The organism is Methylicorpusculum oleiharenae (genome assembly GCF_009828925.2).
Classification (GTDB): domain Bacteria; phylum Pseudomonadota; class Gammaproteobacteria; order Methylococcales; family Methylomonadaceae; genus Methylicorpusculum; species Methylicorpusculum oleiharenae.
The window spans coordinates 3,249,696-3,265,991 of sequence record NZ_WUTY02000001.1 but is presented as its reverse complement, the minus strand read 5'-3'; the positions used below and the strand labels follow the sequence as shown (position 1 = coordinate 3,265,991).

23 protein-coding genes are annotated in these 16,296 nt (G+C 45.7%); 9 read left to right on the top strand and 14 right to left on the bottom strand.

The features are described from left to right. Window positions 1-327 precede the first annotated feature (327 nt). From GO003_RS14735 to GO003_RS14700, 8 genes are all read right to left on the bottom strand, one after another. The gene (locus tag GO003_RS14735; protein WP_231089008.1) at window positions 328-753 is read right to left on the bottom strand and encodes a hypothetical protein; all 426 of its coding nucleotides are present in this window, start codon (window positions 751-753) and stop codon (window positions 328-330) included. 298 nt (window positions 754-1,051) lie between these two features. Beyond that, on the bottom strand, window positions 1,052-1,498 hold the full coding sequence (locus GO003_RS14730) for a hypothetical protein (protein ID WP_159657197.1): 447 nt from the start codon (window positions 1,496-1,498) through the stop codon (window positions 1,052-1,054). 9 nt (window positions 1,499-1,507) lie between these two features. After that, window positions 1,508-2,842, bottom strand: a complete 1,335-nt coding sequence (locus tag GO003_RS14725) for a DEAD/DEAH box helicase (protein WP_159657199.1) — start codon at window positions 2,840-2,842, stop codon at window positions 1,508-1,510. Then, a complete protein-coding gene (locus tag GO003_RS14720) occupies window positions 2,839-3,102 on the bottom strand; it encodes a hypothetical protein (RefSeq protein ID WP_159657201.1) in 264 nt (87 codons plus the stop codon). The genes GO003_RS14725 and GO003_RS14720 overlap by 4 nt, the downstream gene beginning before the upstream one ends. 309 nt (window positions 3,103-3,411) lie before the next feature. Next, window positions 3,412-4,776: a DUF3987 domain-containing protein gene (locus GO003_RS14715; RefSeq protein ID WP_231089007.1), complete on the bottom strand. Its 1,365-nt coding sequence runs from the start codon at window positions 4,774-4,776 to the stop codon at window positions 3,412-3,414. Between the two features lie 132 nt (window positions 4,777-4,908). Continuing rightward, entirely contained in the window at window positions 4,909-5,370 is a 462-nt protein-coding gene (locus tag GO003_RS14710) for a CHC2 zinc finger domain-containing protein (RefSeq protein WP_159657205.1), read from the bottom strand. 271 nt (window positions 5,371-5,641) lie between these two features. Next, window positions 5,642-5,884, bottom strand: a complete 243-nt coding sequence (locus GO003_RS14705; RefSeq protein WP_159657207.1) for a helix-turn-helix transcriptional regulator — start codon at window positions 5,882-5,884, stop codon at window positions 5,642-5,644. Between the two features lie 215 nt (window positions 5,885-6,099). Beyond that, complete coding sequence (locus GO003_RS14700; protein WP_159657209.1) at window positions 6,100-7,362, bottom strand: tyrosine-type recombinase/integrase; 1,263 nt, start codon at window positions 7,360-7,362, stop codon at window positions 6,100-6,102. Window positions 7,363-8,223: 861 nt separating this feature from the next. Here GO003_RS14700 and GO003_RS14695 point away from each other — a divergent pair. The 3 genes from GO003_RS14695 to GO003_RS14685 all read left to right on the top strand — a co-directional run bounded on the left by GO003_RS14695 (window position 8,224) and on the right by GO003_RS14685 (window position 9,012). Next, a complete protein-coding gene (locus GO003_RS14695) occupies window positions 8,224-8,373 on the top strand; it encodes a hypothetical protein (RefSeq protein WP_159657211.1) in 150 nt (49 codons plus the stop codon). 250 nt (window positions 8,374-8,623) lie between these two features. Next, complete coding sequence (locus tag GO003_RS14690) at window positions 8,624-8,821, top strand: hypothetical protein (RefSeq protein ID WP_159657213.1); 198 nt, start codon at window positions 8,624-8,626, stop codon at window positions 8,819-8,821. Further along, a complete protein-coding gene (locus GO003_RS14685; protein WP_159657215.1) occupies window positions 8,821-9,012 on the top strand; it encodes a hypothetical protein in 192 nt (63 codons plus the stop codon). The genes GO003_RS14690 and GO003_RS14685 overlap by 1 nt, the downstream gene beginning before the upstream one ends. Before the next feature lie 116 nt (window positions 9,013-9,128). On the opposite strand, the gene GO003_RS14680 is transcribed toward GO003_RS14685, so the two are convergent. Then, window positions 9,129-9,575: a hypothetical protein gene (locus GO003_RS14680; RefSeq protein WP_159657217.1), complete on the bottom strand. Its 447-nt coding sequence runs from the start codon at window positions 9,573-9,575 to the stop codon at window positions 9,129-9,131. A 318-nt stretch (window positions 9,576-9,893) separates the two neighbouring features. Between GO003_RS14680 and GO003_RS14675 the strand changes: the two genes are divergently transcribed. From GO003_RS14675 to GO003_RS14665, 3 genes are read left to right on the top strand one after another with little or no spacing between them, the layout of a single operon-like run. Continuing rightward, entirely contained in the window at window positions 9,894-11,051 is a 1,158-nt protein-coding gene (locus tag GO003_RS14675; RefSeq protein ID WP_159657219.1) for an efflux RND transporter periplasmic adaptor subunit, read from the top strand. Beyond that, on the top strand, window positions 11,048-12,259 hold the full coding sequence (locus tag GO003_RS14670; protein WP_159657221.1) for an ABC transporter permease: 1,212 nt from the start codon (window positions 11,048-11,050) through the stop codon (window positions 12,257-12,259). Before GO003_RS14675 ends, GO003_RS14670 begins: the two co-directional genes overlap by 4 nt. After that, window positions 12,259-12,975, top strand: a complete 717-nt coding sequence (locus GO003_RS14665; protein ID WP_159657223.1) for an ABC transporter ATP-binding protein — start codon at window positions 12,259-12,261, stop codon at window positions 12,973-12,975. Before GO003_RS14670 ends, GO003_RS14665 begins: the two co-directional genes overlap by 1 nt. Before the next feature lie 126 nt (window positions 12,976-13,101). On the opposite strand, the gene GO003_RS14660 is transcribed toward GO003_RS14665, so the two are convergent. Next, window positions 13,102-13,242, bottom strand: a complete 141-nt coding sequence (locus GO003_RS14660) for a hypothetical protein (RefSeq protein WP_159657225.1) — start codon at window positions 13,240-13,242, stop codon at window positions 13,102-13,104. A 290-nt stretch (window positions 13,243-13,532) separates the two neighbouring features. Here GO003_RS14660 and GO003_RS14655 point away from each other — a divergent pair, with 290 nt between their 5' ends. From GO003_RS14655 to GO003_RS14645, 3 genes are all read left to right on the top strand, one after another. Next, window positions 13,533-13,709 (top strand): CsbD family protein, encoded by a 177-nt coding sequence (locus GO003_RS14655; protein ID WP_159657227.1) that lies wholly within the window; start codon window positions 13,533-13,535, stop codon window positions 13,707-13,709. A 148-nt stretch (window positions 13,710-13,857) separates the two neighbouring features. Continuing rightward, complete coding sequence (locus GO003_RS14650) at window positions 13,858-14,007, top strand: lmo0937 family membrane protein (protein WP_159657229.1); 150 nt, start codon at window positions 13,858-13,860, stop codon at window positions 14,005-14,007. Between the two features lie 64 nt (window positions 14,008-14,071). Beyond that, entirely contained in the window at window positions 14,072-14,293 is a 222-nt protein-coding gene (locus GO003_RS14645; RefSeq protein ID WP_159657231.1) for a hypothetical protein, read from the top strand. 376 nt (window positions 14,294-14,669) lie between these two features. Here the strand turns inward: GO003_RS14645 and GO003_RS14640 are convergent, their stop codons facing one another. The 4 genes from GO003_RS14640 to GO003_RS14625 are packed head-to-tail and all read right to left on the bottom strand — an operon-like array spanning window position 14,670 to window position 16,036. Continuing rightward, window positions 14,670-15,056, bottom strand: a complete 387-nt coding sequence (locus GO003_RS14640) for a hypothetical protein (RefSeq protein WP_159657233.1) — start codon at window positions 15,054-15,056, stop codon at window positions 14,670-14,672. Beyond that, the gene (locus tag GO003_RS14635; RefSeq protein WP_159657235.1) at window positions 15,053-15,496 is read right to left on the bottom strand and encodes a phage holin family protein; all 444 of its coding nucleotides are present in this window, start codon (window positions 15,494-15,496) and stop codon (window positions 15,053-15,055) included. The genes GO003_RS14640 and GO003_RS14635 overlap by 4 nt, the downstream gene beginning before the upstream one ends. A gap of 18 nt (window positions 15,497-15,514) precedes the next feature. Beyond that, window positions 15,515-15,745 (bottom strand): glycine zipper domain-containing protein, encoded by a 231-nt coding sequence (locus GO003_RS14630; protein ID WP_159657237.1) that lies wholly within the window; start codon window positions 15,743-15,745, stop codon window positions 15,515-15,517. A 60-nt stretch (window positions 15,746-15,805) separates the two neighbouring features. After that, a complete protein-coding gene (locus tag GO003_RS14625) occupies window positions 15,806-16,036 on the bottom strand; it encodes a glycine zipper domain-containing protein (RefSeq protein ID WP_159657240.1) in 231 nt (76 codons plus the stop codon). Between the last annotated feature and the right edge of the window lie 260 nt (window positions 16,037-16,296).

Here is a 16,296-nt window from a genome sequence, read left to right as displayed (position 1 = left end):
GTTGAACGATCAACTCCGCTGTAAGTGTTACGGGTTGACTAACTTCTATCTGACTCTCTCAGGGTTGAAACTTGTCTGCGGTTCAGGATCCCCCTGAAACGCCTTACTCGGTGCCGGACTCCCTCCGGTCTTTGGCCGTCTGACTCTCTCGAACGGTTAATTTATTATACTCTAAATAGTAAACAATCAAGCATTTCGTCCATTGCATATTTCGTGCCCGGCTGTAGCCATTGATATTCGTAGGCTATAGCATTGTGGCCATAGTTCAAGCTAGGGATTTAATTGTTTCTTAATAGTAGCGTTACTAACGCCCAGGCTTACCCGATTCTATTTGCGCTTGTTATCCATTATCCAGGCCAAAAGATAATGAATTAGCCGCTCTGACACATTCAAAAGTTCTGCCGCTTGAGTTTGGGATGTTTTAGCTTCCGGCAAATTTGCCGTAAGCACATGCTGGTTACCTCTAAAGTCACTCGCCGTCATATTCGCCAGCCTTGCCGCAACCATTGCACGCTCCGACACGTTCAAAAGTTCTGCCGCTTGAGTTTGGGATGTTTTAGCTTCCGGCAAATTTGCCGTAAGCACATGCTGGTTACCTCTAAAGTCACTCGCCGTCATATTCGCCAGCCTTGCCGCAACCATTGCACGCTCCGACACGTTCAAAAGTTCTGCCGCTTGAGTTTGGGATGTTTTAGCTTCCGGCAAATTTGCCGTAAGCACATGCTGGTTACCTCTAAAGTCACTCGCCGTCATATTCGCCAGCCTTGCCGCAACCATTGCACGCTGTGACTGCTAACTCATTGATTTATAAAGGATATTCAATAGAATTGGCGTAAGTTGCTGATTTATAAGGGTTTTGTAAGTGCTTGTTTTTGTTGGGCTTTTTGTGTCCAATTTATGGCTCGCGTGAGAAAGCTTTCGGGCGTGAACAGCAAAGGTTAAGTCTTTGAAAAGTAAGAGGCCCTACCCCCTTCTAACCCATTGATAAATAAAACATTTTCTTATCATCCTTTATCTTTCTTATAATTCCAGTTACAAAAAACATAAGAAACTATCTAGCTTGATAACTGCCCTGCCTTAATTGCTCTAAGGTTTCCTGAACAATTCGAGCGGCCTCGTTTTCGTCGGTAAAGCTTCCAAGCTGCTTCATCCTTCCGGATATGCGAACCTTTGCAACCCATTTTCCATAGGCCCAACAAACCCCGCGATGTTTTGACCTCGGATAAAATGACTGTGTCTGTTCTGGCTCTGCCTCCCGGCATCCGCTCGGCCACTCACCGCACTGATAAAAATGCTTCAATGCCTCGGTGCTGTACAACTTGCCGCCGATCCTCATCACCTCCCGGCCGTCAACCATTCGCCCGGCTGCGGGTGTTAGTCCTGGTATGAGTGAGTAGCTGCATAGCCAATAGAATTGGTTTTCTTTAAGAAGCAGAACACGTTTAAGTTCTTCAATGGAAAGTTTTAACTGATAGTCTTTGTCGGGTTGCCTGGCCAATCTAAAACCTCAAATAGTTTTAAAGCCCTGCATTTTATAGATATGTAATCGCTTTTTATAAGCCGCAACACCAAAACCGCACTTGTCGACAATATCAATCACTAACGCGTTTATCTTTCCGGGGTGCGGCCTTCTGCATCTGCCGATTGACTGGATAAGCTTTGTTGCTGCCGGGTCACCTGACTTGTCAATAACTGCGCTCATAGGAACCGCGAATATCAAAACTTCTAATTGGGGTAAGTCTATTCCTTCACCTAATAATTGAGCTGTCCCTATGATTAATCGTGCCGTTTTTGCTTGCTCCATGCGCTCTAAGCGTTCTTTTGCTGGTAGTTGCCCATGTATAAGTAATGGGTTTAAACCAGCCTCACGCGTCAAGGTCGTTAAGATTTCACAATGCCGGACCTGACTACATAAAATGATTATTGGTGCCGCCTGGTAATGCTTCGCTGCCCTTACAATAAAGTCGTTTCGTGAATCGTTGTCTATCAGCTCGCTAATAAATTCCTGCCAGCTCTCGACGTTTGCATCAAAAGGAACGCTATAACTCTTCACTTCTACCGGCAAAACCTTATTAGTTAACTGCTCCGTGCTGACGGTCGCGCATATCGGCCCAACTGCCGCGAAGATCATAAATTCAAGACTGTCTCGCCGCTGTGGTGTTGCGCTCAATCCGAATTTGTAACGGGCGTTTATGCTGCCTATTACGTTATAGAATTGGCTCGCCGGTGCATTGTGGATCTCGTCACCGATAACCAAGCCATAATTAAGTTCTGAACAATCGCGCTTAACCAACGTCTGAACAATCCCTATCGTGAACTCTGCGCCCTCTGTACACTTGCCTCCGCCGATCAAGCCAGCATCAAGCCCGGTGTACTGTTTTATTGCTTCTTTCCATTGGTTTGCAAGGTCTCTGCTCTTAACCAATATCAGCGTTCTTTGTCCTAGCCTGGCCGCCAATGCAATTCCTGAAATGCTTTTGCCTGCTCCGGTTGCTGCGACAATTACGCCTGCCTTCGCCTTTCTGGCATCAATAACAATTTGTTTCTGATAGTCGCGTAACTTTCCGTTAAAGGGTATTGATAACGGGTGCATATTCCGGTTGTCGGCTAATTCTGAGCCACCTAAGCCGCGAAGATAATCAAGTAAACCGATAGGAACAATTAATCCGTTTTCGGTGCGCTCTGATAAATTTATGAATCTGTCAACGTCACCAGTATAGCGCCCTTGTTTCTTCGCCTCCCAGTATGCTGGATTACTGTGTATACAATGCTTTTCGATGGTTTCCAGTAACTCGGAGTCAATGCCGGAAATTTCAATTTTGTTTGATAGGGTTAATTTCATGATAATAAGCCACCATCAAACGACTTTGTAATCAATTCCCAGGCTAAATCCATGCTTTCCGCTGTAGGGTAGATACTCATTCCAATAGTTTCTTTGCCTGTTATGATTTTTTGAATTGTTGGGCGTCCGTCAATCCATGAAAAAAGCTGTATTAAATAACGGCCATCATCAAACTCTTTTAAAAATTCGCCCTGCCATTTGACCTGGCCATCATCACAAAATGTATGAAAAAAACTACCCTCTAATAATTTGCTGCTCATAATCTTTCACCTTTAAATTGTTGTTAGTGCCATTAAATAAAATCAACGCATCGACGGGGCATGTCATCGACCGGTTTAAATTTTTGTTTGGTGCAATAGTCCCTACTGTTTAGGTTTTTGCAGTCTTTGCAGAATCGCCGGTCATCGATAAAAAAACCGCTGTTTTTGATGTTTTTATTGAGCCGGGGCGAAAGGGGCGAAAGGGGCGAAAGTTCAGCAATGACGCGGTCTGAGCCGGGGCGAAAAAAAGTCGAAAAAGGGCGAGTTTCGCCCCTTAATTCGCCCTTTAATAAAATATCAGCGTTTAAATTATTGACCATTAGCTATTTTCCATTCATTCAAACTCAGCCTAATAACGCCATCAGGGGTAAAGTCCACCGCCTTTTCGATCAGCCCACGTTCCCTCAATATTGAAAGAGCTGTGTCGCGTTTGTGAGCTGTTCTTAAATGTTTTGGCGTAACTGTTTTGATAAGGTCCGTTTCGCTCGCTCTGCCGCCTGGCCGTTTCGACATCCAGTCATAAACATTTTTAGCCCATAGTTCGTGCGTCATATCCTCGCGGGTTCCAAAAATACCGCGCCACGTTTCAAGACTGTAGTTCGCTAAAAGTAAAGCGTTTTTCATGGTCTCTGCGGATATTTCTTTTTCACCTGAGAACGCCGCCAATACGCCGCCAATTCGACACGCTTGCTCGCATAGCCTCACGGCAAAAGGCTTTATGATGTGCAGGGGGTTGGACGGATCTCTTGATAATTCCATTTTTTCAAAGGTCTTTATTAAAATGGCCCTGGCTTCACTTGTTAGCTTGAGTGTGAAAAATTCCCCGCATTCACCATCACCTGTAATAACTTGCTCGCTCAATATATCTTTACAGACGGACCAAAAACTTGTTACTACAGGGTCACTTTTAAAATCGTAGTATTTGTATAGCCTCGGCTTTAATGCTTGTGGCCATGCCACTAAAAAACGCGGCCATAAGCCAATAGCTGATAAATTTGAATCGTTTAGCGCCTCTTGTGCAACGTCCGGTTGAATCAGCCAATGAGCGCAAAACCGGCGGTTATATAGCTGCGTTCTGCCTTCAATGCCACGTTGTAACGCGATCGATTCACCGTCCCACAATTTATTTAAGTTCGCTGAACTGTTTGCTCGCTGCTCGCCTGACATCCCCCAGCCACATAACATGGTCGCACCTTCTGCCGTAAAGATACCTTGAGAAGGCCATCCGGTCTTAAAGCTTTTGATGACACCTTGTACAGTGGAATCACTGGCCAATAGATAAGGCTCAATTTCTCTCGGTGCGTTCTTCTTTTTGCCTTTTTCCTCGGATTCATTAGCTATGCGTTCCATATATCCGTTATGTTTTTCTTTCTCAAACTCCCTAACGCCTTGCAAAACAATGCCCTCGGCTGTACTTTTTCCGTCTCCAGACTCAGCAATGGTCAATCCGTAAAGTGAAAGGGGCTTATATCCCGATAACGTCTGAACTTCATAGGATCCTTGAGTAACCAGTGAAGCCGCTGTAATGATTGCCTGTCCGACCATAGCCGGGTCAAGCTGTGCTTTTTCGCTGATTGATTTACATAAATCTTTGAGCGGTCCTAGTCCATTTACAGGATATTCGGGCGAACAATAGTCATTTTTGCCCAATTCCCGCCTTTTTTTCGCCCCCATTCGCCCCTGCTCACCCGGTTTTCGCCCCACGTCAACCCCCGCCGCGTCTAGGTTTTCGCCCTTTTCGCCCCTTTCGCCCGGGTCTGTGTGAGAATTCAGTTTTTCATCTCTTAAACTGTCAAGCCTGCTCATTTATCTAACCTCCCTGGCAATTTCGTTTATTGTGCTTTCTGCGGTTAAGATTCGCTCCATGTCGTCATCAGCCAACGTCTCCCCCTTTAACAATTCTCTAACTGCAACTGACAAAATAACAGCCTCGAAAACAACGCGGTCAAACATTTCTGACTTGCTGAATTTTGGCGGTCGTTTCCTTTTTTCGTAGGGGTTTAACGGGTTGTCCGGCATCAGGTCGCACAGCTTGAGTCCAATACTTGAAACAATGCTTTCAATATCGCAACCCCCGAAGCACTTCATTAATATTTTCCCATCGTCGGTGTATGTGACATATAGCGAAGGCGATCTATCTTGATGTGCAGGACAGCACGCCTTATATTTTCCGGGTTTTATTTGCTTAACTTTTTCAAGCCGGTTAAGCAAATTATCAAGCTTGTTTGAGCTGGTTGTTGTTGAGGTTGTTCGGTTATTTGGTAACATTTTTAAATTATTCCTTTACAAAAAAGATAAGTTTGTGCTACCATTTCAACCGTCGAGTTGTTGTTGTGGTAGCTGTAAGATTTGCCGGGTTAATCGCCTGGCATTTGCTTAAAATGTTAGTTCTTCATTGAATTCCTTAGTGTTTTCGTGAAATTGTGTTAATATTCAGATAGGCCTTTATCCAATGGCCTATCTGGTAGTTTGAAAGTATTAAAAAGCCCGGTTTGCGCTCTCATCGCTTCCGGGTTTTTTTATGTCTGTCACTTTGGTTTCATGGCTTTAACTCAACCTCGTGCAGACCATCCAGCAAGGCCAAAACATCCCTTACGCGGTAAGCTTTGGCCATTCCTCCCAGTGAGACGGCCTTAATTTTGAAGCTGCCGTTTGCTATCTTCATGTACCAGGTGCTTCTGGCTATCGGTATGACATCAGGAACAATGTGTTCAAGCCGCAATAAACAGTCCGGATCCATTTGTCTTAGGTTGATATTTTTCTTAACTTTTTTAGGTGTCATCTGCTTGTTTCCTCGTTTGATAAATGTAAAGGGAGTTAATCGAACAGATTTAGACTATATAGAAAGCTTGGCCGCGCTTCGCCTTTTATTTTTGGCACATTTAAGCCAGCCTTAAGGCTATTTATCTTTTTTATAACAAAGACTTATAAAAAGAATAAAACCTTAGCTGATAACTTATTGATTACTTTAAGCTTTAGATTTCGAGCGAAAAAGCTCTATTGATAACCGGCTTTAATGGCCAATCTTTGAAGAATTTGAATTATTTTTAGAATGTACGGCAATTTCTGCGGGTATTGATAAAGGTATGATTCCCACTCATCCATCAACGCCCGCCTTTTGTCGAGTAAATCGCCGCGCCGGTATGCTGATTCAGCCTTGTTTTTTATGGTATGTGCTAGCGCCATTTCACACACTTCATGCGCTGCGCTTGTTTCTTCCGATGCCCAATCGCGAAACGACGACCTAAATCCGTGAACGGTTGCCTCAATTCCTAGCGTTCTTTGCAAGAAAGTGTCCATCGTGCCGGTTGACATCCTGCCGCCTGCCGATCTGCCAGCGAATACATAATCGCCATGGGATAACAGCCGCATAAACTTAAGAATTTCAACTGCCCGGTTGCATAATGGAATTCTGTGTTCCTTTCCTGCCTTCATGCGTTCGCCGGGTATCGTCCACAATTTTTCATTAAGGTTTATTTCGTCCCAGGTTGCGCCGATAAGCTCATTAGTTCGGCATGCCGTCAATATCAAAAACTCTAACGCCCTGGCCGATAGGTTTTGATTTTTTCGAATAACCGTCATCAGGTCCGGCAGCTCTCGATAGTCGACGGCCTTAAAATGCTCCGGTTTTTGAACTTTTGCTGGTGCGGGTAACAAGTTGCTTAAGTGCCCCTTCCAGCCTGCCGGATTTTCACGACTCCTAAAACCTTGCACAGCGGCCCAATCCAAGACGTTTTCAATTCGCCCACGTAACCGGCTTGCTGTTTCGTTTTTGCTGTTCCAGATAGGCGATAGAACGCGTAGAACTAACTCTGTGCTGACTTCTGCGATAGCTGTATCACCAATAACCGGATAAGCATACTGGCTTAAAGTGTTTTCCCATTGCTGAACATGTTTTGGATTTTTCCAGCCTGACCTTTTAGCCTCGATATACTGTTCGGCGCATTGTCTGAAGGTTAGTATTTTGCCTTGCTGTTTGTCCGTTTCATCCTTTTTGCGTTTTTCTGTTAATGGATCCAGTCCAGCGTCAAGAATATCAATGTAATCCTTTGCTTTTTCTCTCGCCCTGGCCAATGAAATTTTACTTTCCGATCCCAACCCTATTTCATGCGTCTTTCCATTTCGGGTATATTTAAAAACATAGTTTTTATTTAAGGCTGCTGTAACTCTAAGATAAAGGTTGAGTCCGTCCGAGTATAGGCCGGGGTCTTTGAGAGAAGCCACTAAACGCGCGGAAAGTTTGTTGATCTTCTTCGCCATGTCCAACCCATAAGATTAAAACGGCGATTGTATAGAAAAGGCTTAGTCTATGTAAGTCCAACCCTACTGCCAACCCTACTGCCTGACATGGATTAGAGCGGTTTTAGTTGATTAAGTTGGACTTACTGAGACATTACAATTTTTATAAGTTCTTGATTTTGCGTTAAATATAGACAAGCTTGTACTTACCTGTTTTTGTGTTTGGCGGGCTGTCTCTCCGCCAAGTACTTTTATGCTATTGATTTTAAAAATAAATCAGCCTACTTTTGCAAAAAATCGTACCCGCTCATGTTCACTTCATAGTAGACAAATCCAAATAAAATCCCGAAAGTTTTAGCATCGCCCCATCCTCAAGTGTAAAATAATTTAACACCGTCCAAACAAATCGCTTGCAGAACTGCGTCTATGGAAAATATCCAGCACAGCCTTCTCATTTGAAATCAGATCGCCTTGCTTACAGTCGCTGCACTTTTCGATAATCAATCCCTCATCAACAACTCTAGGCCAGGATTTACCGATTCTGGAGCTTTGTTGGCGCCAACAACTAACGACGCTTATTACCAGCACACTAAAGATGCTCGACTTTTTGTGTGTTCATTTTAATTTCTACTAAAAGCCTGCACCTGCCCCGGTTTCATCAAATCAAACACTGCCTGACCACCCCGTCATCTGCCAAATTACTGACGTAATTGACAGTTTAATTGCTAAATCTGTCAGTTTTGGTGGGACCAAATCGATGAAGAGTCTATTAATAGAGTCTTTCTGGGTTGGCATAAAGATTGATATCACTTTTGATGAGTGATGGTGACTCCAAAGCATCAAGAATGGGGTCAATCTGACAAACCAACCAGGAGAAGTGTCATGTTTGATAGTAAAACCGATGAAATTGATTATGGCTGCACGGATGACTTGCCATTAGCTGAACACATTGAATGGCAACATTTAGTGTTGGAAGAGGATCAGGAATACGTTATGGACAACCTGGATGATTTGGAGCAGCTATTTTTTTAATAAAGATGGTTAGACATCTAATCGTCTTTCTGGTTGGCTTGATGGTTAATCCGCGTTTGATGAAATAAGCCAGATAACCTAATCAAAGAATGCGTGGAAAACCATGACCAACATCTCTGGATTCTCAAGCAGGTAAAACTTAATCTGTAACACTGTATACTGAACTTACTGTTGGCAAATATTCGAATCGTTTTAACAAACTATTCGTCTGTTTTGGCAGTCATACTCATAGCAACCAGTGGAGGTGGATATGTTTCCTGAAATGGGCCGCGTCATCATTGTCGCGTTGATGATCATAATTCCTGTCTGTTTAATTTACCGAAAAGCGGGGTTTCATCCTGCTTGGGCCTTACTGGTATTTGTACCGGGCTTCGGCTTGCTACTCATTTTCCTGCAGTTAGGCTTGATGCCCTGGCCTAATCAGCAAGACACTTCAGGAGGATCATAATGGCTTTTTTTCTGTTGACCGTCATGGTGCTTTTTGTCCTCTGGCTAGGCACCAAAATTCTGGCTAAAGCCGGGCACCATCAAGTCTGGGTTTTGTGTCTGTTAATCCCTGTCGTTAACATTATCATGATTTGGATTTTTGCCTTCGCTCACTGGCCTAATTTAAAGCCAGGTATAAAACAAGATTTGTGAGCATCAGCCGTGAGCAATTTATTATCGGAAAAGGCTTTAACAAACTATAAAAGCTGACCGAAGCCCTGCTGGCATCGGTCAAGTCACATCTAAAGTCGGCAAGTTCCAAAAAAAGTCTATTCGAGAGGGTAAGCTTGCTCGATATGTTCTCTCAAATGGGTCATATCAGCTAAATCGCCAGATATGCTTTTTAAATCCATCGCTCCTAAATCCCCAATAATCTTGTTAAAATCCGTTATCCCGTCTTGATAAGCTTTTAAATAGTCATCCGAATTTTCAAGCTTTTCCGGGTGTGCACGACAAATATTCAAGCCGTGACGCGGGAACAAGCGATCAAAAAAATGCAGATTGGTAAGCCCATTAAGCTTAGGATTTACTATGCCTGCAAAATTTGCGGCTACCGCTATAGCACCTGCCAAATAACCGATCAAATAATCGTCCTGTAATGCTGATGCTGGCAAAACTCCGCCATGACTGCTCTCTATGGCATGAATTGCTGGACGGAATAGTTGCGCAACTGCAACGGCTACTTTAACGTTCTTCGGTTTCAAAAATTCCAGCATTAGCCCCTCCAAGGCGAAAGTTATGTTGATACTGAGCTGAAAATCAGCGAGAGTCTTCTTCTATTCCAGATTCTGATTTTTACCGTATGATAAAAATTATTGCGTAAAATACTGTTATAACCCTTCAATGTGGGTCATGCCCGAGGTTAATAACTTTCACCCTGCCTTAACGTTACCGTTTCACATTCATTGAAGCAAATGATTTAGTCAATAGTGATTGGCTGATGTCAAATAAATAGAATTTCAGGCACGACGATCCTGTTATAGTTTGCTCACAGACAATGGAATACGCCAATACACAAAAAAGGAATCTGCTTTTTGTTAATAAAAAACCTCATTACACGCCGCATTGCCTGGTTAGTCGTATCCGTATTTGTGGTGTTCTTTGCGGTATATAAGCTGAAATTCACTCCGATTCCGGTCTTCGCCCATACCGTCGCACAGACTGAATTGCACAGTGAAATCATGGGAACCGGAACGCTGGAGGCACGGGTCAAGACGACGATCAGTTCTCGGATTCAGGAGCGACTTGTCGAAGTCCTCGTTGATCAAGGCGATACGGTGACGGCAGGACAACTATTAGCTCGACTGGACAGTGCCGAACTTGACCAGCAAGTGGCTGTTGCGCAAGCGGCGCTGGCTGCCAGTAAAGCTACCGTTGAGCGTGTCCGCACAGATAATGCCCGTGCACAGGCGGTTCTGCAATTGGGCCAGGTCGAGTATAAACGTTATGCCGAACTCGCCGCCCGCAACTTCGTTTCGCAGTCCGATCTTGATAAAACGACACAAACACTGGGTATAGCCGAAGCCGAACTCAAACGCTCTTTATCCTCGGTGACCGAAGCGCGGACCCAGGAGCTTTCGGCTAAGGAAACTTTACGTCTGCGTGAAGAACAACTGACGTTTACTGAACTGCGCAGCCCCTATGCCGGTTTGGTCGTGCGCCGCGACCTTGACCCTGGTGTCATCGTGGTTCCCGGCGCGTCAATCCTGCAACTCATTGATACCCGGACAATGTGGATCAATACCTGGGTGGATGAAACTGCAATAGCGGCGCTGGCCGAGGGACAACCGGCACGTGTGGTGTTCCGTTCGGAACCGGATCAGAGCTATCCAGGCCAGATTTCCAGACTGGGGCGAGAAGCGGATAGGGAAACGCGCGAGTTTCAGGTCGATGTGCTCGTCCAGCAATTGCCGGTAAACTGGGCGGTTGGACAACGGGCCGAGGTCTATATTGAAACCGGACATCAGTCTGATGCCGTAACGATCCCGCAACAATTTCTGCTCTGGCGAGCCGGTAAACCCGGCGTTATGGTCAATGACCAGGGTAAGGCGTACTGGCGTGACATCAACTTGGGTTTGCAGGGTCTCCAGGCTACCGCGATAACCCGTGGCTTAGCGGCTGGCGAGCAAATCGTCAAACCCTTAGAGCTTAAGCAAACACTTGAAGACGGCCAGGCCGTCACCGTCCAATGAATTTAGCCTTGCGGGATATCCGCCATAATTTCAGCCGCTTCGCATTCACGACAGTGGGTATCGGCCTGTTGCTGATGATCGTTATGGGCATGGGCGGAATTTATCGGGGCCTTATTTTCGAGGCAACTTTACTGGTGGACCGCATCGGGGCCGATCTATGGGTCGTACAAGGCAGCACGCGCGGTCCTTTTGCCGAACTTTCCCGAATTCCTGCCAATCTCGAAGACCGCGTTGGTGCTTTGCCGGGCGTTGCTAATGCTCGCCGGTTCGTATCCCATTCGATTCAGCGCGAACACCGTGGCAAACCCTTGCGTATGATGGTGCAAGGTCTGGCGTGGCCGAATGATAAAGGTGGCTGGGTGTCCATGATCGCAGGTCGTCACCTGGAACAGGCGCATTTTGAGATGATTGCTGACCTTTCGCTGGGCTTGGCCTTGGGTGAGCAAGTTACATTCGGCAAGGATATTTACCGGGTGGTCGGACTCACCAGCGGCATGTCAGGTATCGCAGGTGATGGCCTGGCATTTTTCACCGTGAGTGATGCCATGGCGATTCAATTCGACTTGCCGGGCGAAACGCTGCGTCTTGAGCGCGCAGCCCGAGCTGCTCGCACCGCAAACCAGGAACTCGGCCGCACTCAGCCCTTGTCAGTGGCACGCGCCGCCGGTTCGGCCAGAGACATAGCCGAACTGCCGCCGCCGCAAGTCAGTGCCGTATTGGTCACGCTGCAATCTGGCGTGGACGCTGAGCGCATCATTGAACTGCTCTCGGCATGGCCCGATATTTCTGTCCATACCGCTCAGCAACAAAGGGATCTGTTGCTTTCAGGTACGGTTGACAAATCGAGGCGACAACTCGGGCTCTTCAGCATTCTGCTGATTATTATCTCCACCATCATAATTGCGTTGATCATGTATACCTTGACGCTGGATAAAATCCACGACATCGCCATGCTTAAATTGATCGGCGCCCGCAATCGGGTCATTGTCGGCCTTATTCTGCAACAAGCCTTACTCATGGGGGCTTTTGGCTTCGGTCTGGCGTGGTGGATAGGCCAATACCTCTTTCCTTATTTTCCGAGACGGGTAATGCTGGAATCGCCGGATTTGATCAAGCTGGCCGTTATAACCGTGGCGATTTCGGTGTTGGCCAGCTTGCTAGGTATTTGGAAGGCGTTGCGTGTTGAACCTAACTCGGTGCTGGCCTGATGAATGTCGCCCGTAACGAACTCCCTGCCATCGAGGCCATCGGTGTTAGCAAAGTCTATGGTCACGGTCAAACCGAGGTAATCGCGCTGAACGATGTCACACTCAGCGTCGCCCGGGGTGAAGTCGTTGCCTTATTAGGCCCAAGTGGTGCAGGTAAATCCACGTTATTGACCGCAATGGCCTTAATCAATCCGCCAACTTCAGGCCGCATAATAATCGGTGGCGAACTGGTCATGGACGGCGAGGACGCCAAGATAGATCTGCGGACGTTCCGCAGACAACATCTCGGCTTTGTGTTTCAAAAGGCCAATCTGATTCCGTTTCTTACCGCACTGGAAAATGTTCAGGTGGCGATGGAAATCAACGATATGCCGGCACGAGAAGCCCGACAGCGTGCAATGAATTTGCTGGATCATTTAGGTATTGCAGACCGTGCCGGTAATTTACCTGAAGCACTCTCCGGCGGCCAACAGCAGCGGGTCGCAGTAGCCCGAGCACTGGCCAATAAACCAAGCCTGATTCTGGCCGACGAACCAACCGCTGCACTCGACAGTCACCGGGGTCGTCAGGTCATGGAATTATTTGCTCAAGTAGCCCATGAAAGCGATGCCGGCGTTATCGTTGTTACTCACGATGTTCGCGCACTGGACGTCTTTGATCGAATTGTTGAAATGGAAGACGGGTGTTTGAAGCCTTCCAAAGAATCATCAAAGTAAGAATGTAAAAACCCATTTTGCACTTAATAAACCGTCAAATGGCCGGGAACTGAGGTCACATGACTAAAAATCCATATTATGGCATCTACGTGACTTATCAATAACCGATGAGTGGAACGGCTAAAACTAGCCTTTCAGGGTAAACACACTGATATTTAATGCATCGGCGATGGAATGAATAAATGCTTTTATTGCCTCGTTGCACAATTTTGGCAGCGGCCTGATCATTAAACTTCGCGCGACCACATTTGCGATTTTCTGACGCACTCTTTTCTCCGATAGCGGCGTTACCTTCATGGATGTAGGTAAGGAGCGTGAGCGGGGAGAGGATGCTTTACGAAAACAGTTATAGAGCTTGTTAGCGACTGTTTTCGTGCCTTGCTAGCGAAGAAATTGGTTATGTCAGGAAAAGTCTCTGAAATAACCTATTGTGTACGTTACCGTACCGACAAAAGTCGATTTTACTTGTAATATTCAAATGGAGCGATGGAAGATGAATTCTACTCCACGCTTCAGTCATGTCCATTTTGTCCTGACTGAATTATAAGGAGAGACTCATGAACAAAGATCAAATAAAAGGCCGCGTCGAAGAAGTTAAAGGAAAAGTGAAAGAAGCAGCAGGTGTGATACTTGACGACGATGCATTGAAAATAGAAGGCAATGTTCAAAAGAACGTCGGTAAAGTCCAATCGGGCTTGGGTGACCTTAAAGAAGACATTAAAGACAGTATCTGATGCGCTAATTCAACCGGGCGCCCTCAAATGCCCGGTTAAGAAATGATTAACATAACCTTTACCGGTTTTAGTCTATCCATAAACCCGAAATTTGTTTACGTGCAGCTTATTGCACTATCAATTGATGGCTTCCTTAGGAGAAGCATAAATGCTCGAAACTCTAGCTATTCTTTTAGTCATCCTCTGGATATTCGGCTTAGTGTCCTCATACACATTGGGCGGATTTATCCACATTCTTTTAGTTATCGCAGTCATTGTCGTCGTCTTACGCATCATCCGAGGCAGACGTATACTCTAAAGCTCTGCGACAGAGTTCGGTGGCAAAACCGAACTCTGACTGTTTCATTTATGGGAGAATAAAAATGAGCGTAATCAAAATGCTGGCGTTGGTGCTAATCGCGGCGGGGGTGTTAGGGCTTGTTTACGGCAGCTTCAGTTATACGCGCGAAACCCAGGAAGCCAAACTGGGTCCATTTGAGCTGACGGTTAAGGACACGGAAAAAGTTAATATCCCTGTTTGGGCCGGTGTAGGGGCAATAGTGGCTGGCGTTGGACTGATGTTAATGACTACTAAAAAAAGCTAACGGGAAGAAAAACCCAAAGCGGGTCAGATTCAAGGATGCTCCGTTGTTTCCTCATGTGTAAAAAACACCTTTAAACTTATCGAATCTCTTCGGCATTATGGTTCTTTTCGAGCAGCTCAACGCTCACTGTGAACGAAATTAATCATATTAAATTTAACCGTAATTATTCAGCATAGATTTGGGTTGCATGCTTTTCTCAACCCAAATCGTATCTGCTCACCCCCTCCAATTTTTTGGGTGTAGGTGGTTGATTAAAAAGGCTTCTGCAACGGGGATGTTGCAGAGAACTACAGTGACGTATTGATGCGTCCTTTGAAATCAAGCACCTCTAAGCCCATAGTTCAAAGCGGGCGAGTAGTTACGATTATTCTTATATTCATTTGGCGGCATCACCGCTAGGGGTCTGTTCCCTGGGGCCAGACGACTTCATCATCCAAGCTATCGGCAAAGCCATATACAAAGTGCGGGCTGTCGTAAACAGGTTTAGCGCGTTGATCAGTGGTGAGGGTTCGGCTGTTTTTGACTGATCGCTAGTGCCCGATGATTGGATGGATTGGCATTTGGTAAGCTCACCAAAGACAAAGCCTATCCCCCCTGCTAACAGAAAAGTGGTGGGCTCGGACAGTTGTTGACGGAGCTTTTTGACCAGACAATCGCCACGCATATGAATAACGTGTTGCCGAAGTAATATCTGCCGCTCCATTGCCTTGATTTCGGCGGCCAAAGATTTAGCTTTTTGCCGTTTTAGAAAATAGTCTTTCATGATGACTTCTCTGTTTCCAAACGCTCTGGTGTTATGGGCTGAAGACTGCGGAGAGTAGAGGTAAATTTTAAGAAACGACGCTTGCGGCGTATTGTGGCAAACAGGATCAATGACAGGAATAAGTTTGCTGCGACTGCAAGTAAGATAGCGCTGCTTGCGGTGATGCCAACTTCTATGAGCACTAACACGGCGGCAGCCAGCACCCCAAGCCAAGCGCTCAACAATAAAATGGCAATCATTACGCCCGAGATAATTATTGACACCAGGTTATCAACAGCCCGCTGCATTTCAAGCGCCGCGAGACGGATGCGATCGACACTTAATCCCCGCAACTCATCCCATAACAAAAGAGCAACTTCCAATACGCCAGAATCATTTGCCGGGTCACCCGGTTTGGCCGTTGACCCTGGTATCTCATTTTTAACCGCTTCCTTGTTCATACTATTTTGAACCCAGTTTTATCGGCCGCTTAACAAACGACTCAAAACAAAGCCGGCTGCTGCTGCGATAGCTAGCGCAGTAAGCGGATTTTCGTGAACATAACTGCGACAATCTTCAACTAACCGTTGCTCGCAATTTTTCAGTTGCTCGCCTTTTTCGCCAAGTGCATCTGCTGCCTGATTCGTCGCATTCGCGATTTTATCGACAGTTTCGTGGGCTGACTCAGCGGCTTTATTAATGGTGTCCATAGTAGTTTCCTCGTTCTGAGATGCCTGTCAAGGCATCTCGAATTCATGATGATTGATGTGTTAACGTTGGTTCATTAAGCGACCCAGAATAAAACCCGCCGCTGCAGCAATGCCAACGGACGTCATAGGGTTCTTGCTGATGTAACCGCGGCAATCTTTGACTAATCGCTGCTCGGCATTTTTGAGTTGCTCCCCTTTTTCGCCCATAACTTCTGCAGCGTGAGCGCCAGCACTGGCCACCTTGTCGTAAGCTTCGTGCGCTGAATTGGATATTTTATCTAACGTTTCCATAATTAATTCCTGATGGTTTCGATTGGCTAATTTAAGACCCCTATCATTAAATACGGATATGATTTTAATAACGTATTCATGGGTTCTCCGATAATGACTTAATAAAAGTTTGAACAGGGTTTTGACAACAATCGTTAATGACACAAATCTCGTAACAAGCTGAAAAAGCCTGGACGTTACCTGGTCATCTTCATGAAAATCGTGAAATCCTTAACATGACTGTTGTTAATCCAATACCTTGGATACAACTCTAACTGTAA

Bases quoted from the DNA above. Each gene is read 5' to 3' on its own strand.
- GO003_RS14670 (WP_159657221.1), top strand. From the start codon at position 11,048: ATGAATTTAGCCTTGCGGGATATCCGCCATAATTTCAGCCGCTTCGCA.
- GO003_RS14710 (WP_159657205.1), bottom strand. From the start codon at position 5,370: ATGTTACCAAATAACCGAACAACCTCAACAACAACCAGCTCAAACAAG.
- GO003_RS14635 (WP_159657235.1), bottom strand. From the start codon at position 15,496: ATGAACAAGGAAGCGGTTAAAAATGAGATACCAGGGTCAACGGCCAAA.
- GO003_RS14645 (WP_159657231.1), top strand. From the start codon at position 14,072: ATGAGCGTAATCAAAATGCTGGCGTTGGTGCTAATCGCGGCGGGGGTG.
- GO003_RS14650 (WP_159657229.1), top strand. From the start codon at position 13,858: ATGCTCGAAACTCTAGCTATTCTTTTAGTCATCCTCTGGATATTCGGC.
- GO003_RS14625 (WP_159657240.1), bottom strand. From the start codon at position 16,036: ATGGAAACGTTAGATAAAATATCCAATTCAGCGCACGAAGCTTACGAC.
- GO003_RS14715 (WP_231089007.1), bottom strand. From the start codon at position 4,776: ATGGGGGCGAAAAAAAGGCGGGAATTGGGCAAAAATGACTATTGTTCG.
- GO003_RS14700 (WP_159657209.1), bottom strand. From the start codon at position 7,362: ATGGCGAAGAAGATCAACAAACTTTCCGCGCGTTTAGTGGCTTCTCTC.
- GO003_RS14640 (WP_159657233.1), bottom strand. From the start codon at position 15,056: ATGAAAGACTATTTTCTAAAACGGCAAAAAGCTAAATCTTTGGCCGCC.
- GO003_RS14725 (WP_159657199.1), bottom strand. From the start codon at position 2,842: ATGAAATTAACCCTATCAAACAAAATTGAAATTTCCGGCATTGACTCC.
- GO003_RS14705 (WP_159657207.1), bottom strand. From the start codon at position 5,884: ATGACACCTAAAAAAGTTAAGAAAAATATCAACCTAAGACAAATGGAT.
- GO003_RS14695 (WP_159657211.1), top strand. From the start codon at position 8,224: ATGTTTGATAGTAAAACCGATGAAATTGATTATGGCTGCACGGATGAC.
- GO003_RS14630 (WP_159657237.1), bottom strand. From the start codon at position 15,745: ATGGACACCATTAATAAAGCCGCTGAGTCAGCCCACGAAACTGTCGAT.
- GO003_RS14665 (WP_159657223.1), top strand. From the start codon at position 12,259: ATGAATGTCGCCCGTAACGAACTCCCTGCCATCGAGGCCATCGGTGTT.
- GO003_RS14690 (WP_159657213.1), top strand. From the start codon at position 8,624: ATGTTTCCTGAAATGGGCCGCGTCATCATTGTCGCGTTGATGATCATA.
- GO003_RS14685 (WP_159657215.1), top strand. From the start codon at position 8,821: ATGGCTTTTTTTCTGTTGACCGTCATGGTGCTTTTTGTCCTCTGGCTA.
- GO003_RS14655 (WP_159657227.1), top strand. From the start codon at position 13,533: ATGAACAAAGATCAAATAAAAGGCCGCGTCGAAGAAGTTAAAGGAAAA.
- GO003_RS14735 (WP_231089008.1), bottom strand. From the start codon at position 753: ATGACGGCGAGTGACTTTAGAGGTAACCAGCATGTGCTTACGGCAAAT.
- GO003_RS14680 (WP_159657217.1), bottom strand. From the start codon at position 9,575: ATGCTGGAATTTTTGAAACCGAAGAACGTTAAAGTAGCCGTTGCAGTT.
- GO003_RS14720 (WP_159657201.1), bottom strand. From the start codon at position 3,102: ATGAGCAGCAAATTATTAGAGGGTAGTTTTTTTCATACATTTTGTGAT.